The sequence below is a fragment of the Streptomyces sp. NBC_00440 genome (assembly GCF_036014215.1).
Taxonomy (GTDB): Bacteria; Actinomycetota; Actinomycetes; order Streptomycetales; family Streptomycetaceae; genus Streptomyces.
Window position 1 is genome coordinate 2889188 of record NZ_CP107921.1, and the last position, 26350, is coordinate 2915537.

Sequence of the window (26350 nt, forward strand, 5' to 3'; positions counted from 1 at the left end):
ACCTTCCCGGTCCGGGCCGCCGCCCTCGTGTCTCCTGCGCCGGGAGCCGGCCCTGGTGCTACGCCCGGAGCCGGTCTGTTGCTACGCCCAGAGCTGGCCCTGGAGCGTTTCGATGGCCGCTTCCGTCGTGGGGGCGGTGTAGACGCCGGTCGACAGGTACTTCCAGCCGCCGTCCGCCACGACGAAGACGATGTCCGCCGGGGTTCCCGCCTTGACGGCCTTCTTCCCGACGCCGATCGCCGCGTGGAGCGCCGCGCCGGTCGAGACGCCCGCGAAGATGCCCTCCTGCTGGAGCAGTTCACGGGTGCGGGTCACCGCGTCCGCGCTGCCCACCGAGAAGCGGGTGGTGAGCACTGTCGCGTCGTACAGCTCGGGGACGAAGCCCTCGTCCAGGTTCCGCAGGCCGTAGACCAGGTCGTCGTAGCGCGGTTCGGCGGCGACGATGCTGATGTCCTGGACGTTCTCGCGCAGATAGCGGCCGACGCCCATGAGGGTGCCGGTGGTGCCGAGGCCTGCCACGAAGTGGGTGATGGACGGCAGGTCGGCGAGGATCTCCGGGCCGGTGGTCGCGTAGTGCGCGCCCGCGTTGTCCGGGTTTCCGTACTGGTAGAGCATCACCCAGTCGGGGTGCTCGCCTGCGAGCTCCTTGGCGACGCGTACCGCCGTGTTGGATCCGCCGGCCGCCGGTGAGGAGATGATCTCCGCGCCCCACATGGTGAGCAGGTCACGGCGTTCCTGCGAGGTGTTCTCCGGCATGACGCAGACGATGCGGTAGCCCTTGAGCCTGGCCGCCATGGCGAGCGAGATGCCGGTGTTGCCGGACGTGGGCTCCAGGATGGTGCAGCCGGGGGTCAACCGGCCGTCCTTCTCGGCCTGTTCGACCATGTGGAGCGCGGGGCGGTCCTTGATCGATCCGGTCGGGTTGCGGTCCTCCAGCTTGGCCCAGATCCGGACGTCGTCCGACGGGGACAGGCGCGGGAGCCGTACGAGCGGGGTGTTGCCCACCGCCGCGAGCGGGGAGTCGTATCGCATCAGGGGGCTCAGACCATGCCGCCGGCCACGGCCGGAAGGATCGTGACGCTGTCGCCGTCGGCCAGCTTGGTGGAGATGCCGTCGAGGAAGCGGACGTCCTCGTCGTTGAGGTAGACGTTGACGAAGCGGCGGAGCTGCTCGCCGTCGACGATGCGCTCGCGGATGCCGTTGTGCCGGGTTTCGAGGTCGGCGAGCAGGGCGGCGAGGGTGTCACCGCTGCCTTCGACGGCCTTGGCGCCGTCGGTGTAGGTGCGGAGGATGGTCGGGATGCGGACCTCGATGGCCATGGCTGGGCTCCTGTCGGATGGTGAGGCGGAGGGCGCGGCAGCGCGCGTGGTGCCGGTAATGCCGGTGGTGGTGCGGGGTGCTTACGCGGGGCCGCGGCTCAGACGGCAGCGCGGCGCGGACAGATTGCGCTGTCGAGGCGGCACAGGTCGACGTGCAGCCGGGCGGCTCCACATCCAAAGGCTCCCAGCAAGAGCGTGGACGCGGAGCGCAGCGTGACGGGCGTCGCGCCCGGCGTCTTTTCGCTCACGTCATGGGAAACCATGGGCTCATCGTATCGATTCCCACCCCGCGAACCGAGGGGCAGTCTCGGTATCCGGGATCAATGTGTCCGACTGCCGGACAGCCGGGTGGGCCGGCTACGGAACGACGGTCACTTCCTCCTCGGTGACCACGCCGTCGGCGATGCGGTACGAGCGGAACTGGAAGGGTCCAGCCTCGTCGGTGTCGGCGGTGGAGACGAGGACGTAGTGCGCGCCGGGCTCGTTCGCATAGGTGATGTCCGTACGCGACGGGTACGCCTCGGTCGCGGTGTGCGAGTGGTAGACGATCACCGGTTCCTCGTCGCGGTCGTCCAGGTCCCGGTAGAGCTTCAGCAGGTCCGCCGAGTCGAACTCGTAGAACGTGGGCGAGCGCGCGGCGTTGAGCATCGGGATGAACCGCTCGGGGCGGCCGGAGCCCTCCGGGCCCGCGACCATGCCGCACGCCTCGTCGGGGTGGTCGGCGCGGGCGTGCGCCACGATCTGGTCGTACAGGGCCTGGGTAAGGGTCAGCATGCCGTTCAGGATAAGCAGAGGGGCCGGTCCGTACCGGAGTGCGGTACGGGCCGGCCCACATGCTGAGAATGCACCGGGAATCCGCGGGGATCGCTCCCGGATCAGCGCTTGGCGGAGCCTTGCTCAGCTCTTGTTCCGCTTGGCGAAGGCCGCACCTTCCGGGTTACGGGCCCTCAGCACCAGGTACGTGACGCCGAGGAGCGCGGCCCAGAAGGGGGCCGCGTACAGCGAGACGCGGGTGTCCTTGTCGATGCCCATCATCACGATGACCAGGGCTATGAAGGCGAGCGAGAACCAGCTGGTCCAGGGGGCGCCGGGGGCCCGGAAGGTGGACTCCGGGAGCTCGCCGCGGTCCGACTTGGCGCGGTAGCGGATCTGGCAGATGAGGATCACGATCCAGGCCCACATACCGGAGATGGTGGCGAAGGAGACGACGTAGTTGAACGCCTGGCCCGGCCACTGGTAGTTGATCCAGACACCGACGAGCATCAGTGCGGCGGAGACCGTGGTACCCAGCAGCGGGGTGCCGTTCTTCGTCAGGGAGGTGAACGCCTTCGGGCCCTGGCCGTTGAGAGCCAGGTCGCGCAGCATCCGGCCGGTGGAGTACATGCCGGAGTTGCAGGAGGAAAGGGCCGCGGTCAGCACGACGAAGTTGACGATGCCCGCGCCGACGCCCAGGCCCATCTTCTGGAAGGCGGCGACGAAGGGGCTGATGCCGGGGTGGAACTCGGTCCACGGGACGACCGAGAGGATCATGATCAGCGCGCCGATGTAGAAGACCGCGATGCGCCAGGGCACGGTGTTGATCGCCTTGGGCAGGACCTTCCTGGGGTTCTTGGACTCCCCCGCGGTGACGCCGACCAGTTCCACGGCGAGGAAGGCGAACATCACGATCTGCAGGGTCATCAGGGTGCCGGTGATCCCCTTGGGGAAGAAGCCGCCCTGGTCCCAGAGGTGGGTGACGCTCGCGGTGTCGCCGGCGTCGGAGAAGCCGAGGGTGAGGATTCCGGCGCAGATCAGGATCATGCCGATGATCGCGGTGACCTTCACCGTCGAGAACCAGAACTCCAGCTCACCGAAGAGCTTCACGGAGATCAGGTTCACGCCGTAGAGGATGATCGTGAAGATCAGCGCGGAGAGCCATTGCGGGATGTTCCACCAGTAGGTCATATAGGTGGCTGCTGCGGTGACTTCGGTAATTCCGGTGACGACCCAGAAGAGCCAGTACGTCCAGCCGGTGACATAGCCGGCGAAGGGGCCGATGAATTCTCGCGCGTATTCGGAGAAGGAGCCGGAGACCGGGCGGTACATGAGCAGCTCGCCCAGGGCCCGCATGATGAAGAAGATGACCAGGCCCGCGATGGCGTAGGCGAGTATGAGGCTCGGTCCGGCCTTCGAGATGGCCTTGCCCGCGCCGAGGAAGAGACCGGTGCCGATGGCGCCGCCGATCGCGATCATCTGGATCTGGCGGGCTCCCAGGCCTCGCTTGTATCCCTCGCCCGATTCGGAGTCCTCGGCCTCACTGCCGTCGTATTCCTTGTCGACCTGCACTGAGGTCATGGTGTTGCGCCTTTCTCCATGCCGATCCGGCCTGACGAGGCTCGGATCGACTGTGACGATCCTGGAGGGCAGAACCCGCGGATGGTGGAGTGCTGTCGGCGGTCGGCCTGACTGGCGGCCCCGGGAACGGGGGTGGTGTTCCCGGGCGGTCGTGAAGATTTATCACGGCGGCATCAGAGATCATCCCGGCCAAATGTGACTCACGCCACTGGAAGAACCGGACGAAAAACACCGGGCGGAGCAAAATAGCCCGCCACGGTGACGTCATCGTTATCCGGATTTGAGCGTCCTTTGAGCGGACGGTGATCCGGTCGGAGCCCGGCGAAGGCGCCTTACGGCATCAGGGTCTCGACGAGGGTTTCCTGGAGGGCGCCGAGCCAGAGGTAGGCCATCACCATCGGCTTGCGGGGGTCGTCGTCCGGGAGCCGGTACAGCCCGCCGACAGCGTCGTCATCGGGCCCGCCCTCATCAGAAACATCGAGGCGCGTGCCGATGGTCAGCCGGAGGTCGTTGAGCGCACCCAGCCAGTGGCGCGAGTCGTCGGCCGAGAGCGTGAGCTGCACGGCGCCCTCGGGAAGGGCGCGCTTGCGGCGGCCCCTGCGCGTGCCCCCGCGGGACTCACCGGGTGCGCCGGGCTCGTCGTGGGCACCGTCGGCGCCCGCCCCGCCCGCCGCACCCACTTGATCGAGGGTCCGTACGAGCGCCAGCGCGTCCTCGCGCTTGCGGGCGCGCAGGTCGTTCTCGGTGAAACGGCGGAACTCCGACGAGAAGTCGGGCTCCTCGTCCCCGTACGCGTCGGGGAAGAGGCGGGCCAGTGCCGGGTCGTCCGGCGGCTTGCTCGGCCCCTCGGAGAACAGCGAGGCCAGCGGATCCTCGCCGTCGACCGGCTCCTCACCGGGACCGACCAGCTCCAGGAGCTGTACGGCGAGCGAGCGCAGGATGGACATCTCGACCTCGTCGAGTGCGACGGTGGCGCCACCGCCAGGGACCGCCTCGAACTGTCCGGCCATCAGTTGCGGTCCTGGGTGAGGGTGGCCCACAGGCCGTAACCATGCATCGCCTGCACGTCGCGTTCCATTTCCTCGCGGCTGCCGCTGGAGACCACGGCCCGCCCCTTCTGGTGCACATCGAGCATCAGCTTGTGCGCCTTCGCCTTCGAGTAGCCGAAGTAGCTCTGGAAGACATAGGCGACATAGCTCATCAGATTGACCGGGTCGTTGTGGACGAGCGTCACCCACGGCACGTCGGGCTCGGGGACCGCGAAGGTCTCCTCGGCCGATTCGGGACGTTCGATCTCTACAGGGGCGACACTCACGCCACCCATGCTGCCACCCGCGGAGTGGCGGCGCACACACCGGCCCATAGATCTCGTCACTCTGACGAAATAGGGGGTAGCATCATTCGCACGCCCCATCGAACGGGGGACAGCCCCGGGAGACCCGGCCGGCGGAGCCGGACCGGCCCGGACGAAAGTGCGAGGTTGACCGTTGTGAACGTTGCGGACCTTGGCCTGCCGGTACATGTGCCGTCGACAGCGCTCTTCACGGACCAGTACGAGCTCACCATGCTCCAGGCCGCCCTGAAGGCGGGCACCGCCGACCGCAGGTCGGTCTTCGAGGTCTTCACCCGGCGGCTGCCCGAGGGGCGCCGGTACGGCGTCGTGGCGGGCACCGGGCGCGTCCTCGACGCCGTCGAGAACTTCCGCTTCGACGAGGACCAGCTCCGGTTCCTGCGCGAGCAGAAGATCGTCGACGGGCCCACCGCCGAATGGCTCGCCTCCTACCGCTTCAGCGGCGACATCTGGGGCTATCCGGAGGGCGAGGTGTACTTCCCGGGCTCCCCCGTCCTGCGGGTCGAGGGCTCCTTCGCGGAGTGCGTGCTCCTGGAGACCGTGATCCTTTCGATCCTCAACCACGACTCGGCCATCGCCGCGGCGGCCTCCCGGATGAACGCGGCGGCCGGCGGCCGGCCGCTGATCGAGATGGGCGCCCGGCGCACCCACGAGCTGGCGGCCGTCGCGTCGGCCCGCGCCGCGTACGTCGGCGGTTTCGCCACCACGTCGGACCTGGCGGCCGGATTCCGGTACGGCATCCCCACCGTCGGCACCAGCGCCCACGCCTTCACCCTGCTCCACGACGACGAGCGGCAGGCGTTCACCGCCCAGGTCGCCTCGCTGGGCGGGGGCACCACCCTGCTGGTCGACACCTACGACGTGGCGGAGGCGGTCCGTACCGCCGTGGAGGTGGCCGGGCCCGAGCTGGGCGCGGTCCGCATCGACTCCGGGGACCTGCTCCTCGTCGCGCACAAGGTCCGCCAGCAGCTGGACGCCATGGGCGCCACCCAGACCAAGATCGTGGTCACGTCCGACCTGGACGAGTACGCCATCGCCTCGCTGGCGGCGGCGCCCGTCGACGCGTACGGGGTCGGCACCCAGCTCGTCACCGGCAGCGGGCACCCCACCTGCTCCATGGTCTACAAGCTGGTGGCCCGCGCCACGTCCGCCGACCCGCAGGCCCCGCTCCAGCCGGTGGCGAAGAAGTCGATGGGCGCCAAGACCTCGCGCGGCGGCCGCAAGTGGGCGGCGCGCAGGACCGACGCCGACGGGATCGCCGAGGCCGAGGTGATCGGCACCGGCCAGGTGCCGCCGGAGCTCCGGGGCCGGGAGCTGCTGGTGAAGCTGATCAAGGGCGGCGAGGTCGTCGAGCGTGAATCGCTGGACACGGTGCGCGAGCGCCATCTCGCCGTCCGTGCCACTCTGCCCATGTCGGCCTTCCAGCTCTCCCGGGGCGAGCCGGTCATCCCCACCGAGTACATGTGAGCCGCCGGGCACATGTGAGCAGGCCGGTACGGGCCGTCCCGTACGCGCGGACCCGGCCCGTACGCACGGACGCGCCTCGTACGCACGAACCCGCCCCGTACGCATGAACCACAGGTGAGCGGGAATGCAACGGCTGCCGGCACGCCCTCGCGCACCGGCGCACGCCGCCCTTCCGCCACCCCTTCTCCCCCCAGGACAAGGATCCCGCCATGCACCGCGCCCTGATCGTCGTCGATGTGCAGAACGACTTCTGCGAAGGCGGAAGCCTCGCCGTCGCAGGGGGCGCCGATGTCGCCGCCGCCGTCACCGACCTGATCGGCCAGTCCACCGCCTGCTACCGGCACGTGGTGGCCACCCGTGACCACCATGTGAACCCGGGCAACCACTTCTCCCGGAACCCGGACTTCGTCCACTCCTGGCCGCCGCACTGCGTCGCCGGTACGGAGGGGGTGGGGTTCCACCCGAACTTCGCACCTGCCGTGGCATCCGGTGCGATCAGTGCCGTCTTCGACAAGGGTGCTTACGCGGCGGCGTACAGCGGTTTCGAGGGCGCCGACGAGAACGGCGTACCGCTGGCCGACTGGCTGCGGGCCCGCGAGGTCGAAGCGGTCGATGTGGTCGGCATCGCCACGGACCACTGCGTACGGGCGACGGCGCTCGACGCGGTGCGTGCCGGGTTCGGGACGCATGTGCTGCTGGACCTGACGGCCGGGGTGGCCGAGGCGACGACGGACCGGGCGCTGGAGGAGATGCGGGCGGCCGGCGTCGAGCTGACCGGCAAGCCGGGGGCGTAAGGCCCCCGCACCGCCTGCGTCCCCCGCACCGCCTGCATCCCCCGCGTCAGACGCCTTCGCCGAGCAGCGCTCTGATCGGATGCCAGAGCTCCGCCTCCTCCTGCGGCGCCGCGCGCCACAGCAGTCCGTCCGGATGGTGCAGGACGGCCGTGATCTCGTCCGGCGTCGGTGGCTGCGTGTTACCGCGCAGATACACCGCCCGCATCCCCAGATTCCGCACCCGGGTCAGGGCGCGCGGCCGGTTCGCGGCGTGGACGAGGATCCGGACATGGGTCATCCGGTCCGGGCTCGGCAGGGTGAGAGCCACCACCACGCTGCCGTTCGGAAGTCTGCTGAATCCGCCACCAGGCATACCGTTCATCTCCCCCGTGAGACGTTGTGTCAATAAGAGCCGTGCAAGAGGCACCTAAACACGATCGGCCGCCGCCCGCTAGAGGGCGACGGCCGATCACGCTCTGACCTGCGGTGATGTGACTCAGCGGTGCGAGGCGCCGACCTGGACCGTGATCGTCGAGCCATCCAGGGGCTGCTTGAGGATCGAGATCCGGGTGTTGGTGTCAGTTACCTTGACGCTTCCGGTCTCATTGTCCTTGTACCAGTACGTACCCTGGTGATCATCGAAAACCGGCCGGCCGAGCTGCGGCTGGACCCGCTGGGCGACATCCGCGCTGTGCAGCGTGAACCCGGCCGTCGGGTACCAGCTGAACGGCGCGTCGAAGGGCTGGATCTTGTTCCGCATGACCGTGCCGTCCGCCCACTTCAACGGCTTGGCGTGCGAGTCGACCGGCAGGATCAGACCCTGGCCCGGGTGCGCGCTGACGTTGTTGTCCGGCTGCGAGGTGTCCCACTGCCAGATCATCAGGCCGCGCTGGTACGGGTAGTACTCCACCCAGTCCGGACGGGTCTTCGAGAAGCCGAAGTTGTACGGGCCCGTCTTCAACGTCTGGTCGTACGACACGTACTGGCGGTTCTCCGCGATGTAGTACTGCGGGTAATTCTTGGTGAAGGACTCACCGATGCGCGAGAAGCCCTTCGCGGTCCAACCCGCGTCGTCCGTCTCGGCGTTGTCCGTGAAGAGCGGGGCGCCGTCGGCGTTCACCGAGATCTTGTCGGCCGCGAAGCCCTTGCCCGAGACACCGCCGTCGGACGAGTAACGGAAGCGGAGGTCGATCTTCTTGCCCGCGTAGGCGTCCAGCGGGTACGAGAGGGTCTTGTACGCGGTGGACGACCCGGTCAGCGCGGGCTTGTCGCCGCCGTCGCGCGGGATCTGCGCGCCGTCGGCCTTGCCGTCGATGGCGGTCCAGTTGGCGCCGCCGTCCGTCGAGACCTCGGCGTAGAGGAAGTCGTAGTCCTTCTCGATGTCCCACCAGCCCGAAAGGTCCAGCGAGGCCTTGGACTTGCCGGTCAGGTCGACCGTGCGGGTCAGGGTGTTGGAGAGGTTGTCACCCATCCCGCTCCACCACTGCTTGCTGCCCTCGGCCGGCTTGGCGATCGTCGTGGTGACGGGCTTGTCCGGCAGTGAGACGACCAGCGCCTGCTTGTTCTTGGTGTTGTACTCCGAGACGCCGAGCTTGTGGGTCGACTTCTTCGCGGCCTTGGCCGTGTCGTAGTCCAGCCAGCCCAGTTGGAGCTTGTCCCACGCGGACATGTCCCCCGGCTTGTTGCCGATGGCGTTGTCACCGGTACTCAGCCAGGAGCCCGCCGACATCAGCGACCAGAAACCCACGCCGTTCTCAGCGGTGTTGGTGGTGTCGTACTCGTCCGGCAGCCCCAGGTCGTGGGCGTACTCGTGGGCGAAGACACCGAGGCCGCCGTTCTCGGGCTGCATGGTGTAGTCGCCGACCCAGATGCCGGTGTCGCCGATCGGCGTGCCACCGGACTTGTTGTCGGCCGGGCCCGTCTTGCCGGTGTCCGTGCCGTACACGTAGGAGCGGTGCGCCCAGAGCGCGTCGGCGCCCTCGGCGCCGCCGCCGGCGGACTCGTCCTCGCCGGCGTGCACGATCTGGAAGTGGTCGATGTAGCCGTCGGGCTCGTTGAAGTTGCCGTCGCCGTCGTAGTCGTAGCGGTCCCACTGGTCGTAACTGGCCAGGGTCGCCTTGATCTCGGCGTCGGTCTTCCCGGCCGCCTTCTGGGCCTGGGCCCATGCGGTGACGCCGTCGCGGACCAGGTCACCGGCGTTGGCACAGATACTGGAGCCGCAGTAGTTGGAGCCGTAACGGGCCTCGTTGTAGGGGACGGTGACCCAGTCGGCGACCTCGCCGTCGACGGAGTAGCGGCCGGACGAGGTCTTCTCGTAGTACGACTTGAGCGAGTCCTTGCCCTTGCCGGTACCGAAGTAGAGGTCCTGGAAGTGCTGGCGGTTGTAGTCCGCCTGCCAGGCGGTGCTGTTGTCCTTCTTGCGGTCCGGCTGAGCGATCTTGTTGTGCGCCGGACCGGGCGTGCCGCCGTACTTCTTCACGGGCGGCTTCGGCCCGTCGGGGCCGTCCGGGTCGTACATGGTGGTGTTGTCGACCGTGTCGCCGAACTGCACCAGGATCGTGAATATCTTGTCGGTCTTCTCGCGGCCGAGCTCGACGTACTTCTTGTCGTCGAGGCGCACCACCTTGGAACCGCCGTGCGACTGCACCTTCTTGTGGCCGGATATGACCTGTTGCAGCGCCGACTGGCGTTCCTTGTTCTGCTGCTTGCTGAACGGGCCGTCCAGATTGTGTTTCTGGCCCTTGAGCTGCGTCGCCGGGTCACGGCGGTCGATCTTCTTCGAAGTCGCGCTGCCCGCAGGGGCCTTGGTGTCGGCCTGGGCGGTGGCGTACGCCGAAGCGGTGGCGGTGGTCGCGGCGATGGCCACGAGCACTGCGGCCACCCGGGTCGTTGCCCGTCTCTTGATATTCACTTGGTGCTGTCCTCCCCGAACGCGTCGCAAGTGACGACATTCGACCGGAGGTGCGGCAGAAAAGACAGATCTTGACTTGAACACACCAATTGCATTATGCAGAGCACCGTTTCCGGTATGCGGACGGCTCACAGCGTCCGCACAGCAGCCGCCCGGCGTCCGCCCGGTCGAGCCGGATGTCCGACGGATGCCCTCCGGAGGACCTCACGGAGGGTCAGCGGGCGCGTCGGCCCGGCCGACGGGTTGCGGGCGTGACTCCGTGCGCCCCCCATGCACCGGCACTGTGGGTTAGGCGACGCTTACTAATGGTTCCGCTCGGGCATCCGTCGGATTAGAGTCGCGCTCGACGTACGTGCCGCTCGACGTATGTACCGGCATGCTCCGCCGAGTCGGCCACCCACCGCTGTCCCTAGGACGGATATCGCCATGACGCGTCCGACTGCCGCACAGCTCTCGTATGGTTCGGCCACCGTCGTCTTCTCGACCCTCGCGATGCTGCTGCTCTCGCGCACCTCATCGGGTGTCGGAGTCGCGGTCATCGTCGTGGCGGCGCTGGTCCTCGGTCTCCTGGTCGCGGTGACCGTCCCCATGCCGAAATCGGCCCGCCGGGCCGGCCTGACCGGAGCCGAGGAATCCGGTGCGGCCCGTACCGCCGCCACCGACGCCACGGCCACCCCACCGGACCTGCGGGCATCCGCTCCGCACACCCCGGCCGCCACTGCCGAACGGGTCGGCGGCCACTCACTGCGCGGCTGAGCGGTCTCGCGGCCACCACCGGTCTACGGGGTCGTGACGACCACCACCACGGTCTTCGCCGCCTTGTCGTGCAGCCCCTGCTTGTACGGCCTGTCGAAGAAGCTCCAGCCGCCGCAGATCGCGGTCCACACACAGGCGCAGCAGAACACCGCGGGCAGCCACAGCACGGCCGCCCGGACGAGAGCCGCCTGCGTGGTCGGCGTGGTGCCGTCGTTCAGATTGGCGGCCCGCAGCCGGAACAGCCCCTTGCCCACGGTCTGCCCGTTGCGCTTGACCGTCATGAGCGTGTCGTAGCCGATGTAGAGGATCGCCGCGATCACGCTCTGCCCGAGCGACCGGCCGTAGTTCATGTGGTCCGTGTTGTATCTCAGCCCGCCGAAGATCAGTGAGACCAGCCAGACGACCACGGCGACGATCAGGATGTCGATGATGCGGGCCAGCACCCGCTTCCCGCTGGGCGCGAGGGGCGGCATCCCGGCGAGCGGCTGGTCACCGCCGTACGCGCTGCCGCTGCCATAGGCGTTCGGATCGTACGGCGGGGGTGGTGTGCTGCCACCGTACGGATCGCCGCCACCCGGGGGCGGGGGTGGCGGCGGGGGCGGCGCGCTGTCGTACGGGCTGCCGCCGCCCTGCGGCTTCTTGAGGAAGGGATCGTCCTCGGGGGGCTGTCCGGGCGGCGGCTGATCGGTGCTCATGGCCCGAGTCGACCGCGCCCGGCGGGGCCCCGCATCCGGTCAGGACCGTACGAGTGAGGCCCTGTCAGCCCGCTGCCACGAACGTCCGTGCGGCCTTGTCGTGCAGACACTGCCGCCAGGGCCGGTCGAAGAGACACCAGAGGACGTTGACGACGCCCACGACCAGCATCCCGAGGACCCCGTACAGCAGCCAGCGGACAGCCGCACCGCGGAAGGACGGCGGCTCGTAGGACTCCATGTCGCGGACCTGGACCCGGCAGAGCTTCTTGCCGAGGGTGCGGCCCCACTTGGCGGTCGGCAGGGCCTCGTACAGCAGCCCCAGGACCAGGAACGCCCCGATGGCGGCGGCCAGACAGCCGGCCGTGGTCCCGTCGAGCAGCCAGACCGTGACGGTGGTCCCGGAGAGCTTGGCCTCGTCGATCTTGCTGTTGATGTGGTCGACGGCCTTCGTCAGGAACGGCGCGGCGACCGCGCCGGCCACCGCGCCCAGCACGACGGTGTCGATCAGCCGGGCGGCGAACCGCTTGCCGATGGCCGCCGGACGGGCGGATGCCTGGGCGCGGGCGGCAGCCTGGAACGGGTCCTCGACCGGAGGCTTCCACGGCGGCAGCCGCTCCTGGTCGGCCCCTTCGCCGGACCGGGCGAGCTGCTGCACCTGCTGCGGCCAGGAAGGCGCCTGCGGACTACCCGCTTCCGCCGGGTACGGCTGGTGCGGGTGGGGCTGCTGGGGCTGAACCGGCTGTTGCGACGGTACGGGCTGGTCCTGGTGCGGGACGTGTGGCGGGGGCTGGAACTGCGGCTGGGGCTGCTGGGGCTGAACCGGCTGTTGCGGCGGTACGGGCTGCTGCAACTGCTGAGGCTGCACCGGCTGTTGCGGCGGTGCGGACTGCTGCGGCTGCGGGCGAACGGCGCGGATGGACATGGTGCCGTCCGTCCTGCTCGTACGGGCCGCGTCGCCGCCCGCGCTGCCACCCGCACCAGTGCCCGCATCGGCGCCGGGACCACTTCCCGTGCCGTTTCCGGGGCGCAGTGCGCGCAGGGTGACCGTGCCGTCCTGCGGCGGGGTCCGGCGCCCGGCAGGGAGGGCGGGCCGGGAGGCCTCCTGCCCTGCGGGCAGCTCGGCGCGGCGCGGCTCGGGGACCGGCGGGCCGGGCTCGGGCTGCGCGGCGTCGGCGGGCCGGGCCGGGGCCTCGGCCGGCGTACGGGGGTCCGGGCCGCCCCAGGAGACCCGGCGGTCGCGCTCGCCGCCGAAGCCGCCCTGACGGGAGGTGTCGGCCTGCCAGACGGAGGCGGGTTCCTGCCGGGTGTCGTACTCCGGCTCCTCGTCGAAGAAGACCGGCCCGGTCTCCTCGGCCTGCGGCACATCGGACGCCTCGGCCGGTCTGCGCACGGCGGGCAGCGGTGCGGCGGGCGAGGCTGCCGCACCGCCCGGAGGTACCGGCAGGGCCTGGCTGCCGTCGGCGGGGGCCGGGCGGCTCGTGCCCGGTACCCACGAAGCACCGTTCCAATACCGCACATATCCGGGAATCGATGGATCTGGGTAGTAGCCAGGCGTGGGGCTGCCGTCGCCGGTTGCCGGGGTTGGGGCGCTCATCACCGTGGTCCCGTATCTCCTTGAGAGCCGCAATTCAAGGCTCCACATCTATCAGACCGCCGTGGGCCCACGGACCGGTCCTGTCGCATCGACCACTTTCCGGTCATCGCCAAATCATCCTCGAAACCCGCGTAATGAATGCCGGGCAGGGTGCTCTCACCCTGTACGGCCCGCCGTTGGGCGTACGTACAAGGAGAGGAACCGCTCGCCATGAACACCGTGGTGGAACGTGAACTGGAGCTCAAGCTGGTGCTGTCGCCCGAGCGCAGCATCCCTGTCCCTGCCAGGCTTTCCTACAGCACGGCCGACCCCTATGCCGTGCACGTCAGCTTCCACATCTGCTCGGACACCCCCGTGAACTGGTCGTTCGCCCGTGAACTGATGGTCGAGGGGGTGTTCAGGCCCTGCGGCCACGGCGACGTACGGATCTGGCCCACCAAGGTGAACTCGAAGAGCGTCGTCTGTATCGCGCTCTCCTCGCCCGACGGGAACGCCCTCCTGGAGGCGCCGACCGCTCAGGTCTCCGCCTGGCTGGAGCGGACCCTGCGGGCCGTGCCGCCCGGCTCGGAGAGCACGCATCTGGGCATCGACGACGGCCTGGCCGCGCTGCTCACCCCGCTGCCCGCGGACGATCTGTGGATGCGCGACCCGTGGCCCGGGGACGAGTCCGACGACGACGGCCGGTGACCGCGACGACGGCGCCCACAGGGCGTACCGGGGCGGGAGGATCTCAGAAGAGTTTGCCCGGGTTGAGCAGGCCCAACGGGTCGAAAGCCTGCTTGACTCCGCGCTGCATCTCGACGCCCACCGGCCCCAGTTCGCGCGCCAGCCACTCCTTCTTCAGTACGCCCACGCCGTGTTCGCCGGTGATCGTGCCGCCCAGCTCAAGGCCGAGCGCCATGATCTCGTCGAAAGACTCACGCGCCCGCCGCGACTCATCGGGGTCGGCGTGGTCGAAGCAGACGACGGGGTGCGTGTTGCCGTCGCCGGCGTGGGCGCAGACGCCGATGGTGAGGTCGTGCTTCTCGGCGATGACCGCGGTGCCTTCGAGCATGGCGCCGAGCTTCGAACGCGGTACGCACACATCGTCGATCATCGTCGCGGGCTTGACGGTCTCCAGCGCGGTGAGGGACAGCCTGCGGGCCTGGAGGAGCAGTTCGGACTCGGCCTCGTCCTCGGCGGGCACGATCTCGGTGGCACCGGCAGCTGCACAGAGCTCGCCGACGGCGGCCAGGTCGGCCGCGGGGTCCGCGGTGTCGAACGCGGCGAGCAGCAGGGCCTCCGTGGTTTCCGGGAGGCCCATCTGCGCCATCGAGTTGACCGCGCGGATCGTTGTACGGTCCATGAGTTCGAGGAGTGAGGGTGTGTGACCGCGCTCCATGATCGCGCAGATCGCGTCGCAGGCGGCAGCGGCCGATGAGAACTCGGCGGCCAGGGCGAGCTGGCGCGGCGGGGCGGGCTTCAGTGCGAGAACGGCTTTCACGACCACCCCGAGGCTGCCTTCGGAGCCGACGAAGAGCCGGGTCAGGTCGTATCCGGCGACGCCCTTGGCGGTGCGGCGTCCGGTGGTCAGGAGCCGCCCGTCGGCGAGGACGACCTCCAGGCCGAGTACGTACTCGGCGGTCACCCCGTACTTCACACAGCACAGGCCGCCCGCGGCCGTGCCGATGTTCCCGCCGATGGTGCAGGTCTCCCAGCTGGAGGGGTCCGGCGGGTAGTACAGGCCCTGGTCGGCGGCGGCCCGGGAGAGCACGGCGTTGACGACGCCCGGTTCGACGACGGCGATCCGGTCGACGGGGCTGATCTCCAGGATCCGGTCCATCTTGGTGAGGGACAGCACGATGCAGCCGTCGACGGCGTTGGCCGCGCCGGAGAGGCCGGTGCGAGCGCCCTGCGGGACGACGGGCGTACGGAGGGCTGTCGCCGTGCGCATGACGTGCTGGACCTGCTCGGTGGTGCGCGGCAGGACGACGGCGGCGGGGGCCCCGGCGTCGCAGAAACCGGCGGTGTCCCTGGCGTACGAGGCCATCACGTCCGGGTCGCTGATCAGGGCTTCTGCCGGGAGTCCGGTGCGCAGGCGTTCGAGCAGATCATTCATGATCCCACCCTGGCACCGGCGGACGGCTGCTGGGAAGGGGCGGACCTCAGCGGGTGCGGAGAGGGCCGCGCCGGGGGTGACCGGTCAACGGGACTCGTGGGAGAGCAGGGTGCCGAGCGGGCCGAGGTCCAGGTTGAGGTCCTCGCGGCGCAGACCGTGTTGTGCGCAGAGTTCCGTCATCCGCTCGTCGAGGAGCATCAGTGTGGTCCCCACCCGTTCTTCCTGCTCCTCGGTGAGCTCTCCGCTGTCGAACCGGCGGATCGCCTGCCGCTCCATGAGCTGTCTGAGCAGTTCGACCACGGTGAGGACGAGCGACGCCAGATCGCGGCCCGCGCTGTGCGGGTCGATGTCCACGCGGGTGTCGGTCACAGCGGCCCGCTGTCGGCCCACGGCGCGGGAACCCGTTCACTGACGGATGCCAGCAGCGCGTGCAGGGAGAGCCTGACCAGCGGGACGTCCGCGATGGCGATCACCAGGTCTCCGCTGATGACGACGCCGGTGCCGAGCACTCGGTCGAGGAGATCGACCAGAGGGACCCCGATGGGGGCCACGGCCTCCGGGCCCTGCCAGGGGACGGGATTACGGGTGTCCTGCATGAACGCCTCCGTCCGTGAACGAGTAGGGGGCCCACGGCCCCGAGACCTCGATCTCGATGCCGTCGAAACCCGGGGTGGAGCGGAGCCGCCCGACCGTCCTCGCCAGCTGGCCGCCTCTCTCCTCGGCGATCAGATAGGCCGCGTTCATGACCTGTGTGCGGCCCTGGCCCGTGGCCTCGGGGCCGTGCGGACGGCGCCTGACCGAGCCCGCGGCCAGTTCGCGTACGGCGCTGTCCACCTGCTCGGCTGCGGCCAGTGCCCGCTCCTGACACTGCTCCCGCTGCTGCCGGGCGCCACGCAGCCGGTTCAGATACGCACGGCCCGCGCCCTGTCCCGTCCCGGACGGCGCGTCCGGCGGGAGCGTCTCGGACGGTGCCGCCCCGTTGCCGGGCGCCCCGTTCCCGTTCCCGTTCCCGGTCCCGGGCTGGGTCAGATAGACCTTGACGGCCCATTCGGCCCGCCCCGCGATGCGGTCGAGCGCCGCCCGGAAGCGTTCCTGCTCGGCGCCGAGTGCGGCGGCGGCGCGTTCGTCCCCGAGATAGAGCGTCGCCAGGGGAAGCGGCACCGTGGGACCTCCGGTGGCGGCGGCGGTGACGACGTCGTGGTGGGTCCGCGCGCAGCGTTCGAGTTCGGCGGGATCGGTGAGCCGCTCGCGCAGGGCGGCTTCCGAGAAGGCTTCCGCCGGTACGTCCTGGACCACGGCCCGCAGCGGGCCCACGGCCAGGAAGCGCAGCGGCCCGCCCCCGGGATGTCCGTGGGCGGGGTCCATCCGCGCGGGGCGGTCCGGCCCGCAGACAGCGAAGACGTACGTGGCCGGGGCGCCGGTGCGGTCGGCCGGGCCGGGCTGGTACTGCGGAGTCACCGTCATCGGCGGCGCACCTCCCTCGGCCGCCCGGACTGCTGCCCGTCGTCGTCGCCCTCCAGCACTTCGAGGCGTTCACGCAGTTGCTTGTTCTCCTCGGCCAGGGCGTCGTGCGCGGCGCGGGAGGAGAGGGCGGGGTCGGTCTCCCACCAGTCGATGCCGGCCTTCTTCGCCGTCTCCACGGACGAGATGAACAGGCGCAGCCGGATGGTCAGGAGTTCGATGTCGAGCAGGTCGATCTTGATGTCGCCCGCGATGACGATGCCCTTGTCCAGGACACGCTCCAGGATCTCGGCCAGGTTGGCCGTACTGGGGGCGTGCGTCGTGGGCGCGGAGTCCCAGCTGTCCACTTCTGTCACGGGGTGCTCCCAGGTCTCGATGCCGTCCGCGGCGGCTGTTCGGTGGCCTGCCTGTGCGTACTGCGGGCCCCCTGCGTACCGCTGGCTCCGTGCGTACCGTGCTGCGCAGCGCGGGTTCCGTGCGTACCGTGCTGCGCAGCGCGGGTTCCGTGCGTACCGCGGGTTCCGTGCGTACCGCGGAGAGGTTCCGGTTTCGGCGGTCTCCGGTCGAGCAGGTCGAGCAACCGCTCCTCCTCGCGTTCGAACTGCGCCAGGCCGATCTCACCGTCGTCCAGGGAACGGTTCAGCTCGGCGAGCCGGGCCCGGATCACCCCGGGGTCGTGGAGTTCCTGCTCCGCCGCGTCGATGAGCCGGTCGGAGATCCAGATCACGCCGCGTACCGGTGCCAGCGGAAGGAGCAGGACGCCGGAGATCAGCCCCACGTCAGACCCTGGCCGGGGCGGATTCCGGGGCTACGAAGCTGTAGCAGGGCAGCGGTCCGGTCAGCCGCAGTTCCAGCCGGTCCCGGTGGTGCGCGGCCCATTGCTCGGCGACGTCGCGGAAGAGTGCTTCGCTGCCCCGTGGGACGAGGAACGAAGCGTTCAGCACACAGCCCTCGACGTCAGGGCCCGGCCGCATTTCACCGGCGATCTCCGCGAACTCGACCGGCAGCCGGGCCGCGGCCACCGCGGCTCTGCGCCGGAGACCGGCCGCCACCGCCTCTCCCAGCCGGATGTTGGCCTCGTAACCGGGCCTGCGGCGGGTCTCCTCACGGATCCTGCGGACCACGGGGTCCTCCCGGATCAGTCCTTCCAGGTCGTCCTGCACAGGCATGACCTTGACGTTCATCTCGGCATGGCCGTCGAGCCGTTCCAGGACCGCGGCGTGCTCGCTGCGGCGCGCGGCGACATCGCCCAGCACCGTGGCCTCGTCCGGTGCGACCACCCCGAAGCGCATCGGCAGCACCGGCCCCGCTTCGGCCAGCGTCAGCAGCAGACCCTGGTGCGCCATGAGGTCGCGGCGCCGCGCCCTGAGCCCCGGTGGTGCCGCGCTGATCACGACGGCCAGGTCGCCTGCCGGCAGGAGCCGGATATCGGCGGGCGGTTCACCGACGCCCCTGGCACCGACGGGGAGTTGGCGGGAGCCGCCCACGATGCCGTACACATAGATGCCTGATGCGGCCATCGGTCAGCTCTCCTCCTCATGACGGCGGGTACGTCCGCCACTGCTCCGGGAATGCGACGACTTGCTCCGGCGCGGGCGGGCTTCCTCCCGCTCGTCGTCATCGTCGTCGCCGCCGGCTCCGACGGCCTTCCTGACCTTGTCGCCCACGGAGTGCGCGGCCTTCTTCGCACCGGCCTTCCCGGCGCTCTTGGCCATACCGCCGCCGAAGAGCTCGGGCACGGTCCTGCTCGTCGAATCGTTTTCCAGATCGAGCCGGTTGCAGGCTTCGGCGAACCGCAGGTAGGTGTCGACGCTGGCCACGACTATGCGCGCGTCGATCTTCAGGATCTCGATGCCGACCAGCGACACCCGGATGAAGATGTCGATGACCATGCCGCGGTCGAGGATGAGTTCCAGGACGTCGTAGAGGCTGCCGGCGCGGGGAACGCGGACAACCTCCTCGCTGTATGTGCTCAAGGGAGAACCCTCTTTCCGGATTGGCGCTGGTCTCGGGCGTCGGGGCTCATTCGTCCGCCTGGCCACGGCGGTAGCGCCGGACCCTGCGGTACTCCAGAAGTGAGCCCTGTTCGTCGAGGTCCACTTCGTAGGTGGCCAGCAGGCTGGTCGTATCGGGAATGCGGGGGAGTTCCAGCACATCCACGTCCACGTGCCAGCCGTCATCGGTCCGCGATACGGCGGAGACGCCCTCGGTCCTGTGACTGATCAGCTTCTTCAGACTCAGGCATGCGCGTTCGGCCGCCTCCTCCGCGCCCTTCACGTGCTTTCTGTCCGCGGCGGAGGATGCGGATCGGGAGGTCCCGGATTTACGGGCACGCTGTTCTGCCATGTCCGTCATTCTGTGGACCGCTCCGGCACCCCGCATGCGGGGTGGACCGAAAGGCTGGAAGCGGTTCTGCGCCTTTTACCAGTCTTCGGCACGCTCAATCAGGATCTACACGAATGGCGGCTTACCGAAGGCCAGAGGACATTGGAAGGAGAGGCGCGCACGGCGATGTGGGCCGGCTTGGGCCGGGCGCATTCCGTCGCCCTCCCAGACGCCCGGCTCTCTTCACGCTGGAGGATTTCCCATGGCCAGTAACGACACCACAGGCAGCACCCACTCGACCACTCTGGGCGGCGACAGCGGTGGCACCCGGGGTACGACCACCATCGCGGACACGGTCGTCGCGACCATCGCGGGTATCGCGGTCCGCGAGACCGACGGTGTGTACGCCGTGGGCGGCAGCGCCTCCCGGGCCATCGGGTCGGTCCGCGACAGGGTCTCGAAGACCCCCACCCCCAGCAGGGGCATCAAGGTCGAGGTCGGCGAGACCCAGGCCGCCATCGACGTGGACGTCATCGTGGAGTACGGCGAGCCCATCGCGGACGCCGCGAAGGAGATCCGTAACCGGGTGACGGACGCGGTCGAGACGATGACGGGCCTCGAAGTCGTCGAGATCAACATCAAGGTGTCCGACGTGCACCTGGCAGGACCGGACGACGACGAGGACGAGGACAGCGAGCCGAGCGGGCGGGTCCGGTAGAGGAAGACCTCCCGTCTCCAGGCAGCCGACGGGGGTGCGGAGAGAGGCGGCGAGGCAGGCCCACCCGGTGGGCGCCTCTCTGCACCTCGCTCCGCCTCCACGCCACGGTGCCATGCCCGGGAGCCCAGGTGATCCAGCTCTGATCGATAGGGGCACTCATGGAAGACAGCACGAAGGTTTCCCTCGCAGCCGCTGTGGCAGCGGGCTATGTCCTCGGCCGGACGAAGAAGGGGAAGCTGGCCATCGGCCTCGCTTCCCTGGTGGTCGGCCAGCAACTGCCGCTCAGTCCACGGGACATGATCAGCATGGCCGCCCGCAAACTGGCGGAGAACCCTCAGGTCGCTCCCTTGATCGAGCAGGTACGGGGTGAGGTGCTGACGGCCGGACGTACCGCCCTGTCGGCGCAGGCGAACCGGCGCCTCGAATCCGTCGCCGACGCCCTCCAGCAGCGGACAAGTGCCCTGCTGGAACCCCCGGGCGAAGAGGACGAGGACGGAGAAGAGGAAGAGGAATACGCAGCGGAAGAGGACGAGGACGAGGACGAGCCTGAGGAGGAGGACGACGAGGTGGACGAGGGCGAGGAGGAAGAGCCACCGCGTCGTCGTCCCGCGAAGCGTCCTGCGGCCAAGAAGACCGCGTCCCCTGCCAAGAAGAAGCCTGCCAAAAAGGCAGCACCGAAGAAGACAGCGGCCAAGAAATCAGCTGCCAAGAAGACAGCGCCGAAGAAGGCTGCCGCCAAGAAGGCTTCGAGCCGTAACAGCCGGAGGAGGTAGCTCTCATGGCCAAGCAGGAGGACACATCTGCGGACAAGGGAATGTCCGCCCTCGACAAGGTCAAGGACGAGCTGTCCGCCTATATCGGCGCCCAGGGGCAGCGGTTGGTGGATTCCGCCTCGGGCAAGATCTCGGATCTGGCCGAGGGCCTGGGGGATTCCGATGGCGATGGCGGCGGCCTCCTCGACGTCGGGAAACGCGTCATGGGCGGCGAGAACCCCGTCAAGGCATTCGTGGGCGAGAAGGCCGGATCCGTGAAGGACAAGGCGGTGGACTCGGTCAAGAACGCCTTCGGGGGCGGTGACGGCGGCAGCAAGGCCGGGAGTCAGAAGGCAACGAACATCATCGAGATGATCGACGTCGGAAAGCCACTGCGCACCGTCTATGACCGATGGACCGAGATCGAGGAATTCAGCTCATTCACCAAGGGCGTCACCAGCGTGAAGCAGTCGGACGAAATCGAGAGCGACTGGAAGCTCAAAGTCGCCTTCTCCAACCGGAGCTGGAAGGCCACCGTGCAGGAGCAGGTGCCCGACGAGCGCATCGTCTGGACATCCGAGGGTGCCAGGGGGACGACCCGCGGTTCCATCACCTTCCATGAACTGGCTCCGCGCCTGACCCGCATCGTCGCTGTCGTCGAGTACACGCCCTCCGGCTTCTTCGAGAAGACGGGCAACATCTGGCGCGCCCAGGGACGCCGGCTGCGGCTGGACCTCAAGCACTTCCAGCGGTACGTGACCCTCACCGGGGACGACGATGAAGTAGAAGGCTGGCGCGGTGAGATCCGCGAAGGGGAGGTCGTCCGCAGCCACGAAGAAGGCCTGGAGGACGACGAGGACCAGGGCGACGGCACGGACGAAGAAGAAGACGAGGAAGAGGACGAGGAGGAGGGCGACGAGGAGTACGAGGACGAAGACGGCGAGGAGGGCGAAGAAGAGGGATACGAAGACGCCGAGGAAGAAGAGGACGAGGACGAAGACGAAGACGATCGTTGACGCGGCCGGCGGTGGGCGGGAACAGCGCCGCTGTTCCCGCCCACCGCCCTTCAGATTTCCGCGCCCGCACCCCTACACGACGCCTACAGGTTCCCGCGCCGCTCCTGCTCCCGCTCGATCGCCTCGAACAGCGCCTTGAAGTTCCCCTTGCCGAAGCCCATCGATCCGTGCCGCTCGATCATCTCGAAGAAGACCGTCGGCCGGTCCTGGACCGGCTTCGTGAAGATCTGCAGCAGATAGCCGTCCTCGTCGCGGTCGACGAGGATCTTCTCCTGGCGGAGGGTCTCGACGGGGACGCGGGTCTCGCCCGCCCACTCCCCCAGCGTGTCGTAGTACGAGTCGGGCGTGTCCAGGAACTGCACGCCCGCCGCCCGCATGGCGCGGACCGAGCCGACGATGTCGTTCGTCGCGAGCGCGATGTGCTGGACGCCCGCGCCGCCGTAGAACTCCAGGTACTCGTCGATCTGCGACTTCTTCTTCGCGACCGCGGGCTCGTTGATCGGGAACTTCACCTTCAGCGTGCCGTCGGCGACGACCTTCGACATCAGGGCGGAGTACTCGGTGGCGATGTCGTCGCCCACGAACTCCTTCATGTTGGTGAAGCCCATGACCTTGTTGTAGAAGGCGACCCACTCGTTCATCTTGCCGAGTTCGACGTTGCCGACGCAGTGGTCGATGGCCTGGAACGTGCGCCGGGCAGGCGGCTCGACGATCGGGTCGGCGGCGGCGTACCCGGGCAGGTACGGGCCGTCGTACCCGGTGCGCTCGACCAGGGTGTGGCGGGTGGTGCCGTACGTGGCGATGGCCGCCAGGACCACCGTTCCGTGGTCGTCCTTGACCTCGTACGGCTCCTGGAGGCCGGTGGCGCCGTGCGTGGTCGCGTAGGCGTACGCGGCGCGGACGTCCGGCACCTCGATGGCGAGGTCCACGACGCCGTCGCCGTGTTCGGCGACATGGCCGGCGAGGAAGCGGCCGTGGTCGGTCGCGGGCTTGATGACGGAGGTGAACACGAAGCGGGCGGAGCCGTTCGTCAGGACGTAACTGGCGGTCTCGCGGCTGCCGTTCTCCGGTCCGGAGTAGGCGACGAGCTTCATGCCGAAGGCGGTCGCGTAGTAGTGCGCGGCCTGCTTGGCGTTGCCGACGGCGAAGACGACCGCGTCCATTCCCTTCACCGGGAAGGGGTCGGCCTCACGCGCGGTGTCCGGGGTGTGCTGGGTGGTCTCAGTCATGGGGGAAGCGTCCCGCCGTATCGCAAGGTGCGCAATAGTTTGCGGTTTCACTGGGCAATCTGCGCAGTACGGGACCAGGATGGGCAGTCCATCTGTACAGGGTGACCACAGAAAAATGACCACAGAAGGACGACCACAGCAGGATGAGCCCGGAACGGTGGGGTCAGAGCGGTGGCATCCGAGCGGTGACATCCGTGAGCGGCGGGAGTGAAGCGTGGGTATCGACGCACTGGACGGCCGGCTGATCGTGCTGCTGGCCCGTGAGCCCCGGATCGGGGTGCTGGAGGCGTCACGGCGGCTCGGCGTGGCGCGCGGGACCGTACAGGCCCGGCTCGACCGGCTCCAGTCGCATGGAGTAATCCGGGGATTCGGCCCCGATGTCGACCCGGCCGCCCTCGGCTACCCGGTGACCGCCTTCGCGACGCTGGAGATCAAACAGGGCCAAGGGGCCGATGTACGAGCGCACTTGAACGGCGTGCCCGAGGTGCTCGAACTGCACACCACGACCGGCCACGGCGACATGCTGTGCCGTCTGGTGGCCCGGTCGAACGCGGATCTCCAACGGGTGATCGACCTGGTGGTGGGTTTCGATGGCATCGTGCGCGCCTCCACGGCGATCGTCATGGAAAACCCCGTTCCTCTGCGGATCATCCCCTTGGTGGAGCAGGCGAGCCGAGGAAAGGGCCCCGAGGGATGAATTTCCGGGATTACCTCGGCAACCGCTACCAGCAGTTACTGGCGGACGCGGGCCGGCTGGGGAGCACCAAGCACCTGGCCATGGCGGACGTGCTCAACCGCCGTACCCCGATCGCGAAGAGGCTGACGACGCAGATCGCGCAGCAGCTGAACGCGAAGGTGGACGTGGCGGGTCAGGACCCGCACGAGGTGGCGAAGGAGTGGCTGATCAAGGAGGGCTTCATCAAGAACGGGTGAAGCGGGGCCGGGGTCCGGGCCGGGCCGGGGCCGGGGTCCGGGGCCGGGGTCCGGGGCCGGGACGCATCAGAACCCGGGCCGGTCAGCAGCTGGGGACCGAGCCGCCCTTCTTCAGCGTCTGCAGGACCGCCACCGTGCCCTTGAGCGTGGTGACCGGGATCAGTCGCAGCCCGTGCGGAAGCCCGGACTTGGCGTCGGAGCACTCGGCCTTCGGTACGAGGAAGACGCTGGCCCCGTCCCGGGCGGCGGACTGCGTCTTCAGCGCCACTCCCCCGACCGCGCCGACCTTCCCCGAGGCGTCGATCGTCCCCGTACCGGCGATGGTCCGGCCGCCGGTGAGGTCGGCGCCCGCACCGTCGCCGTCCAGCTTGTCGACGATGCCGAGCGAGAAGAGCAGCCCGGCGCTGGGGCCGCCGACGTCCGCGAGGTGCAGGGTCACCTTGACCTTGTCGGAGCTGTCGCCGAGGTAGTTCAGCGCGGCCTCGGTCGCGTCGTCCTGCGAGCCCTTCATCTCGGCGAGGTTGTGCTTCTCGATCTGGGCGTCGCTGCCGCCGCCCGGGTAGACGGCGTCGCGCGGCATGACCGCCCGGTCGGTACGGAACCAGCCGTCGATCGCCTGCCCCAGATCCACGTCGGTGGACGGCCCGGTCGCCTCGATGGTCACCATCCGCAACTGGCCGGACGTCTTCCGTACGGCCGCGCCTGTGATGCTGATCACGGGCTGCCCCTTGTTGTCACCCAGCACATTGGCGGTCAGCCCCGGCTGCGCCACCGAGAACGGCAGCGGCGCGAAGGCGGCCGTACCGAGGAGGGCAAGCACCAGAACGGCACAGACGGCGAGGACACGGGAGCGCGGGTTACGGAGGAGCACGGAGCCAATCTATCGGGCGCGGCAAACCGGACCCGCCCTGCCACCTCACCGCACCGCCCACAGCTGCACCGCGCCGCCCACGCCACCGCAGCGCTTCCGCGACCTCCCGCGCCGCCCACGCCACCGCAGCGCTTCCGCGACCTCCCGCGCCGCCCACGTCACCGCAGCGCTTCTGCGACCTCCCGTGCCGCGTCGACCACGCGCGGTCCCACCCGCTCCGGTATGGAGTCGGCGAGCATCACCACACCCACGCTCCCCTCCACCCCGGTCACTCCGACCAGCGGCGCGGCGGCGCCACTCGCGCCCGCCTCCAGTTCGCCGTGGGTGAGCGTGTAGCCGGGCCCGTCGGGCAGCCCCTGCCGGGACGCGAGGATCGCGCGCCCGGCCGCGCCCCGGTCCAGCGGGTGGCGGAAGCCCGCCCGGTACGCCACGTGGTAATCCGTCCACGTCGGTTCGACCACCGCGACGGCGAGCGCGTCCGAACCGTCGACCAGGGTGAGGTGCGCCGTCGCGCCGATGTCCTCGGCGAGCGAGCGGAGCGCGGGCAGCGCCGCTTCCCTGACGAGGGGGTGCACCTGGCGGCCCAGGCGCAGCACACCGAGCCCGACCCGGGCACGGCCCCCCAGGTCGCGGCGGACCAGGGTGTGCTGTTCCAATGTGGCGAGCAGTCGGTAGACCACGGTCCGGTTGACCCCGAGTTTGTTGGACAATTCGGTGACGGTCAGGCCGTGGTCGGTGTCTGCAAGCAGTTTGAGGACGCGGAGTCCCCTGTCGAGCGTCTGAGAAGTCTCGGCGGTCACGACGCCCACTCCTTACGTGGTAGTCGCGGCGGCTCCCCACGAACGTCACGACGCCGGTTCCCGTTCGGCGACGCGCGCGCAGCGGCCGCCGGCAGGCCAGGGCACCGGCTGCGCTCCGCGGCGGCTCTGCCACGGGGCGTATGCGTTGCCGGGACAGTAGCGAGCTGGTCCGCTCAGCGGAAGGGTAAGTCCAGAATCCGGGCAGTCGGTGCACGGTTTGCCCCGTTTATGACGAAAGGGTCGCAGTTCGCGACCGGATCACCTTCCTTTACCTTCAATCTCTTTATGCCGACCTTTTACCTTCAACTCCCGGCCGCCACCACGTCCGCCCACACGGTCTTCCCGACGGGTACGCGAGGCACCCAGCCCCAGCGGACGGCGAGGACATCGACAAGGAGCAGACCGCGGCCCGATTCCTCCTCAGCCGCAGGGGCGACAGGGTGGACCGGCGACCGATCCGCGCATGCGTCCGAAACCTCGATACGGAACCGGCTCGCCCGCCCGTCAAAAGCGACGAGCAGATGGAAGTCGCGGCCGGGCACCCGGCCGTGCTGTACGGCGTTCGCGGCAAGCTCCGCGACCAGCAGGGCGACGGTGCACGACGCATCCGACATCGGCGGGAACCCCCACTCGCCCAGACGCCTCACGGCGGCCCGCCGGGCAAGCCGGGCACCTCGGGGCGACGACGTGAACTGCATGGAGAGCACCCGCAGTTCAGGATCCGGGGCAGCCGAATCCGGTCCGTGCGACTGCGCGGCCCCTTCCGTCCCCCTCTTCGGGCCCTCCTCCGGCACGGTCACTGCTTTCAGCATGGTGCGGCTCTCCAGACGGTCGATTCCCTGCACGTCCCGCAGAGTGCGGGAGTCGTGACGTTCCGTACTCAAGAATCGGCCGTTGGCCCTACGCTCGAAAGGTGACGAAGCCTTACCTTCCAGGTCGTAAAGAAC

31 protein-coding genes and 2 pseudogenes are annotated in these 26350 nt (G+C 69.2%); 9 read left to right on the forward strand and 24 right to left on the reverse strand.

The window, feature by feature from the left end; all coding sequences use genetic code 11:
- Positions 1-81: 81 nt before the first annotated feature.
- The 7 genes from OHB13_RS12900 to clpS form a co-directional block, all read right to left on the reverse strand.
- Complete coding sequence (locus OHB13_RS12900) at positions 82-1032, reverse strand: PLP-dependent cysteine synthase family protein (RefSeq protein ID WP_328377186.1); 951 nt, start codon at positions 1030-1032, stop codon at positions 82-84.
- 8 nt (positions 1033-1040) lie between these two features.
- Positions 1041-1319, reverse strand: coding sequence for a MoaD/ThiS family protein (locus tag OHB13_RS12905; RefSeq protein WP_266856602.1), 279 nt, complete (start codon positions 1317-1319; stop codon positions 1041-1043).
- A gap of 98 nt (positions 1320-1417) precedes the next feature.
- Positions 1418-1582 (reverse strand): hypothetical protein, encoded by a 165-nt coding sequence (locus OHB13_RS38760; protein ID WP_328326990.1) that lies wholly within the window; start codon positions 1580-1582, stop codon positions 1418-1420.
- 94 nt (positions 1583-1676) lie between these two features.
- Entirely contained in the window at positions 1677-2093 is a 417-nt protein-coding gene (locus OHB13_RS12910; RefSeq protein WP_328377187.1) for a M67 family metallopeptidase, read from the reverse strand.
- Between the two features lie 123 nt (positions 2094-2216).
- Entirely contained in the window at positions 2217-3653 is a 1437-nt protein-coding gene (locus tag OHB13_RS12915; protein WP_266856599.1) for an amino acid permease, read from the reverse strand.
- 332 nt (positions 3654-3985) lie between these two features.
- The gene (locus OHB13_RS12920) at positions 3986-4663 is read right to left on the reverse strand and encodes a DUF2017 domain-containing protein (protein WP_328377188.1); all 678 of its coding nucleotides are present in this window, start codon (positions 4661-4663) and stop codon (positions 3986-3988) included.
- Positions 4663-4977: an ATP-dependent Clp protease adapter ClpS gene (clpS, locus tag OHB13_RS12925; protein WP_266856596.1), complete on the reverse strand. Its 315-nt coding sequence runs from the start codon at positions 4975-4977 to the stop codon at positions 4663-4665. Before clpS ends, OHB13_RS12920 begins: the two co-directional genes overlap by 1 nt.
- Positions 4978-5142: 165 nt before the next feature.
- Here clpS and OHB13_RS12930 point away from each other — a divergent pair, with 165 nt between their 5' ends.
- Complete coding sequence (locus OHB13_RS12930) at positions 5143-6471, forward strand: nicotinate phosphoribosyltransferase (RefSeq protein WP_266856595.1); 1329 nt, start codon at positions 5143-5145, stop codon at positions 6469-6471.
- A gap of 209 nt (positions 6472-6680) precedes the next feature.
- Positions 6681-7265: an isochorismatase family protein gene (locus tag OHB13_RS12935; RefSeq protein ID WP_266856594.1), complete on the forward strand. Its 585-nt coding sequence runs from the start codon at positions 6681-6683 to the stop codon at positions 7263-7265.
- A gap of 46 nt (positions 7266-7311) precedes the next feature.
- Here the strand turns inward: OHB13_RS12935 and OHB13_RS12940 are convergent, their stop codons facing one another.
- Both OHB13_RS12940 and OHB13_RS12945 read right to left on the reverse strand, forming a co-directional pair.
- Positions 7312-7617 carry a hypothetical protein gene (locus OHB13_RS12940; protein ID WP_266856592.1) on the reverse strand — a complete coding sequence of 102 codons (306 nt, stop codon included), beginning with the start codon at positions 7615-7617 and terminating at the stop codon, positions 7312-7314.
- A gap of 123 nt (positions 7618-7740) precedes the next feature.
- Complete coding sequence (locus OHB13_RS12945; protein WP_328377189.1) at positions 7741-10155, reverse strand: immune inhibitor A domain-containing protein; 2415 nt, start codon at positions 10153-10155, stop codon at positions 7741-7743.
- Positions 10156-10581: 426 nt separating this feature from the next.
- Here OHB13_RS12945 and OHB13_RS12950 point away from each other — a divergent pair, with 426 nt between their 5' ends.
- Positions 10582-10911, forward strand: a complete 330-nt coding sequence (locus OHB13_RS12950) for a hypothetical protein (protein WP_266856588.1) — start codon at positions 10582-10584, stop codon at positions 10909-10911.
- Positions 10912-10934: 23 nt separating this feature from the next.
- Here OHB13_RS12950 and OHB13_RS12955 read toward each other — a convergent pair whose 3' ends face one another.
- Positions 10935-11606, reverse strand: coding sequence for an RDD family protein (locus OHB13_RS12955; RefSeq protein WP_328377190.1), 672 nt, complete (start codon positions 11604-11606; stop codon positions 10935-10937).
- 64 nt (positions 11607-11670) lie between these two features.
- Positions 11671-13200, reverse strand: a complete 1530-nt coding sequence (locus OHB13_RS12960; RefSeq protein ID WP_328377191.1) for an RDD family protein — start codon at positions 13198-13200, stop codon at positions 11671-11673.
- Between the two features lie 210 nt (positions 13201-13410).
- Here OHB13_RS12960 and OHB13_RS12965 point away from each other — a divergent pair, with 210 nt between their 5' ends.
- A complete protein-coding gene (locus tag OHB13_RS12965; protein ID WP_266856582.1) occupies positions 13411-13887 on the forward strand; it encodes an SsgA family sporulation/cell division regulator in 477 nt (158 codons plus the stop codon).
- Positions 13888-13930: 43 nt separating this feature from the next.
- Here OHB13_RS12965 and OHB13_RS12970 read toward each other — a convergent pair whose 3' ends face one another.
- From OHB13_RS12970 to OHB13_RS13010, 9 genes and pseudogenes are all read right to left on the reverse strand, one after another.
- Positions 13931-15298, reverse strand: coding sequence for an FAD-binding oxidoreductase (locus OHB13_RS12970; protein WP_266856580.1), 1368 nt, complete (start codon positions 15296-15298; stop codon positions 13931-13933).
- Between the two features lie 84 nt (positions 15299-15382).
- On the reverse strand, positions 15383-15667 hold the full coding sequence (locus tag OHB13_RS12975; RefSeq protein WP_266856578.1) for a gas vesicle protein K: 285 nt from the start codon (positions 15665-15667) through the stop codon (positions 15383-15385).
- Entirely contained in the window at positions 15664-15894 is a 231-nt protein-coding gene (locus OHB13_RS12980; RefSeq protein WP_266856576.1) for a gas vesicle protein, read from the reverse strand. The genes OHB13_RS12975 and OHB13_RS12980 overlap by 4 nt, the downstream gene beginning before the upstream one ends.
- Positions 15878-16762, reverse strand: coding sequence for a GvpL/GvpF family gas vesicle protein (locus OHB13_RS12985; protein WP_328377192.1), 885 nt, complete (start codon positions 16760-16762; stop codon positions 15878-15880). Before OHB13_RS12985 ends, OHB13_RS12980 begins: the two co-directional genes overlap by 17 nt.
- Positions 16759-17115, reverse strand: coding sequence for a gas vesicle protein (locus OHB13_RS12990; RefSeq protein WP_266856572.1), 357 nt, complete (start codon positions 17113-17115; stop codon positions 16759-16761). Before OHB13_RS12990 ends, OHB13_RS12985 begins: the two co-directional genes overlap by 4 nt.
- A gap of 215 nt (positions 17116-17330) precedes the next feature.
- Positions 17331-17537, reverse strand: a pseudogene (locus tag OHB13_RS12995) (gas vesicle protein GvpG); the annotation flags it as partial.
- Between the two features lies 1 nt (position 17538).
- Positions 17539-18279: a GvpL/GvpF family gas vesicle protein gene (locus OHB13_RS13000; RefSeq protein WP_266856570.1), complete on the reverse strand. Its 741-nt coding sequence runs from the start codon at positions 18277-18279 to the stop codon at positions 17539-17541.
- 3 nt (positions 18280-18282) lie between these two features.
- A complete protein-coding gene (gene gvpJ / locus OHB13_RS13005) occupies positions 18283-18735 on the reverse strand; it encodes a gas vesicle protein GvpJ (protein ID WP_328377193.1) in 453 nt (150 codons plus the stop codon).
- A 46-nt stretch (positions 18736-18781) separates the two neighbouring features.
- Entirely contained in the window at positions 18782-19105 is a 324-nt protein-coding gene (locus OHB13_RS13010) for a gas vesicle protein GvpO (RefSeq protein WP_328377194.1), read from the reverse strand.
- 241 nt (positions 19106-19346) lie between these two features.
- On the opposite strand from OHB13_RS13010, the gene OHB13_RS13015 reads away from it, so the two are divergent.
- The 3 genes from OHB13_RS13015 (at position 19347) to OHB13_RS13025 (ending at position 21570) form a co-directional block, all read left to right on the forward strand.
- A complete protein-coding gene (locus OHB13_RS13015) occupies positions 19347-19802 on the forward strand; it encodes an Asp23/Gls24 family envelope stress response protein (protein WP_266856566.1) in 456 nt (151 codons plus the stop codon).
- Positions 19803-19960: 158 nt separating this feature from the next.
- Positions 19961-20575, forward strand: coding sequence for a hypothetical protein (locus OHB13_RS13020; protein WP_328377195.1), 615 nt, complete (start codon positions 19961-19963; stop codon positions 20573-20575).
- 5 nt (positions 20576-20580) lie between these two features.
- Positions 20581-21570, forward strand: coding sequence for an SRPBCC family protein (locus tag OHB13_RS13025; protein ID WP_328377196.1), 990 nt, complete (start codon positions 20581-20583; stop codon positions 21568-21570).
- Between the two features lie 83 nt (positions 21571-21653).
- Here OHB13_RS13025 and hppD read toward each other — a convergent pair whose 3' ends face one another.
- Positions 21654-22799, reverse strand: coding sequence for a 4-hydroxyphenylpyruvate dioxygenase (gene hppD / locus OHB13_RS13030; protein WP_328377197.1), 1146 nt, complete (start codon positions 22797-22799; stop codon positions 21654-21656).
- A gap of 214 nt (positions 22800-23013) precedes the next feature.
- On the opposite strand from hppD, the gene OHB13_RS13035 reads away from it, so the two are divergent.
- Entirely contained in the window at positions 23014-23496 is a 483-nt protein-coding gene (locus OHB13_RS13035; protein WP_266856559.1) for an Lrp/AsnC family transcriptional regulator, read from the forward strand.
- Positions 23497-23564: 68 nt separating this feature from the next.
- Positions 23565-23732, forward strand: a pseudogene (locus OHB13_RS13040) (glycine betaine ABC transporter substrate-binding protein); the annotation flags it as partial.
- An 82-nt stretch (positions 23733-23814) separates the two neighbouring features.
- Here OHB13_RS13040 and OHB13_RS13045 read toward each other — a convergent pair.
- The 3 genes from OHB13_RS13045 to OHB13_RS13055 form a co-directional block, all read right to left on the reverse strand.
- Entirely contained in the window at positions 23815-24603 is a 789-nt protein-coding gene (locus OHB13_RS13045; RefSeq protein WP_266856557.1) for a S16 family serine protease, read from the reverse strand.
- 158 nt (positions 24604-24761) lie between these two features.
- Positions 24762-25403, reverse strand: a complete 642-nt coding sequence (locus tag OHB13_RS13050) for an IclR family transcriptional regulator (RefSeq protein WP_266856555.1) — start codon at positions 25401-25403, stop codon at positions 24762-24764.
- Between the two features lie 302 nt (positions 25404-25705).
- Positions 25706-26215 (reverse strand): ATP-binding protein, encoded by a 510-nt coding sequence (locus OHB13_RS13055; protein WP_443062997.1) that lies wholly within the window; start codon positions 26213-26215, stop codon positions 25706-25708.
- Positions 26216-26350: the final 135 nt, after the last annotated feature.

Coding starts and splice junctions, on each gene's coding strand:
- OHB13_RS12900 (WP_328377186.1), bottom strand. CDS start 1,032: ATGCGATACGACTCCCCGCTCGCGGCGGTGGGCAACACCCCGCTCGTA.
- OHB13_RS12905 (WP_266856602.1), bottom strand. CDS start 1,319: ATGGCCATCGAGGTCCGCATCCCGACCATCCTCCGCACCTACACCGAC.
- OHB13_RS38760 (WP_328326990.1), bottom strand. CDS start 1,582: ATGGTTTCCCATGACGTGAGCGAAAAGACGCCGGGCGCGACGCCCGTC.
- OHB13_RS12910 (WP_328377187.1), bottom strand. CDS start 2,093: ATGCTGACCCTTACCCAGGCCCTGTACGACCAGATCGTGGCGCACGCC.
- OHB13_RS12915 (WP_266856599.1), bottom strand. CDS start 3,653: ATGACCTCAGTGCAGGTCGACAAGGAATACGACGGCAGTGAGGCCGAG.
- OHB13_RS12920 (WP_328377188.1), bottom strand. CDS start 4,663: ATGGCCGGACAGTTCGAGGCGGTCCCTGGCGGTGGCGCCACCGTCGCA.
- clpS (WP_266856596.1), bottom strand. CDS start 4,977: ATGGGTGGCGTGAGTGTCGCCCCTGTAGAGATCGAACGTCCCGAATCG.
- OHB13_RS12935 (WP_266856594.1), top strand. CDS start 6,681: ATGCACCGCGCCCTGATCGTCGTCGATGTGCAGAACGACTTCTGCGAA.
- OHB13_RS12940 (WP_266856592.1), bottom strand. CDS start 7,617: ATGCCTGGTGGCGGATTCAGCAGACTTCCGAACGGCAGCGTGGTGGTG.
- OHB13_RS12950 (WP_266856588.1), top strand. CDS start 10,582: ATGACGCGTCCGACTGCCGCACAGCTCTCGTATGGTTCGGCCACCGTC.
- OHB13_RS12955 (WP_328377190.1), bottom strand. CDS start 11,606: ATGAGCACCGATCAGCCGCCGCCCGGACAGCCCCCCGAGGACGATCCC.
- OHB13_RS12960 (WP_328377191.1), bottom strand. CDS start 13,200: ATGAGCGCCCCAACCCCGGCAACCGGCGACGGCAGCCCCACGCCTGGC.
- OHB13_RS12965 (WP_266856582.1), top strand. CDS start 13,411: ATGAACACCGTGGTGGAACGTGAACTGGAGCTCAAGCTGGTGCTGTCG.
- OHB13_RS12970 (WP_266856580.1), bottom strand. CDS start 15,298: ATGAATGATCTGCTCGAACGCCTGCGCACCGGACTCCCGGCAGAAGCC.
- OHB13_RS12980 (WP_266856576.1), bottom strand. CDS start 15,894: ATGCAGGACACCCGTAATCCCGTCCCCTGGCAGGGCCCGGAGGCCGTG.
- OHB13_RS12985 (WP_328377192.1), bottom strand. CDS start 16,762: ATGACGGTGACTCCGCAGTACCAGCCCGGCCCGGCCGACCGCACCGGC.
- OHB13_RS13000 (WP_266856570.1), bottom strand. CDS start 18,279: ATGGCCGCATCAGGCATCTATGTGTACGGCATCGTGGGCGGCTCCCGC.
- OHB13_RS13010 (WP_328377194.1), bottom strand. CDS start 19,105: ATGGCAGAACAGCGTGCCCGTAAATCCGGGACCTCCCGATCCGCATCC.
- OHB13_RS13015 (WP_266856566.1), top strand. CDS start 19,347: ATGGCCAGTAACGACACCACAGGCAGCACCCACTCGACCACTCTGGGC.
- OHB13_RS13020 (WP_328377195.1), top strand. CDS start 19,961: ATGGAAGACAGCACGAAGGTTTCCCTCGCAGCCGCTGTGGCAGCGGGC.
- OHB13_RS13025 (WP_328377196.1), top strand. CDS start 20,581: ATGGCCAAGCAGGAGGACACATCTGCGGACAAGGGAATGTCCGCCCTC.
- hppD (WP_328377197.1), bottom strand. CDS start 22,799: ATGACTGAGACCACCCAGCACACCCCGGACACCGCGCGTGAGGCCGAC.
- OHB13_RS13055 (WP_443062997.1), bottom strand. CDS start 26,215: ATGCTGAAAGCAGTGACCGTGCCGGAGGAGGGCCCGAAGAGGGGGACG.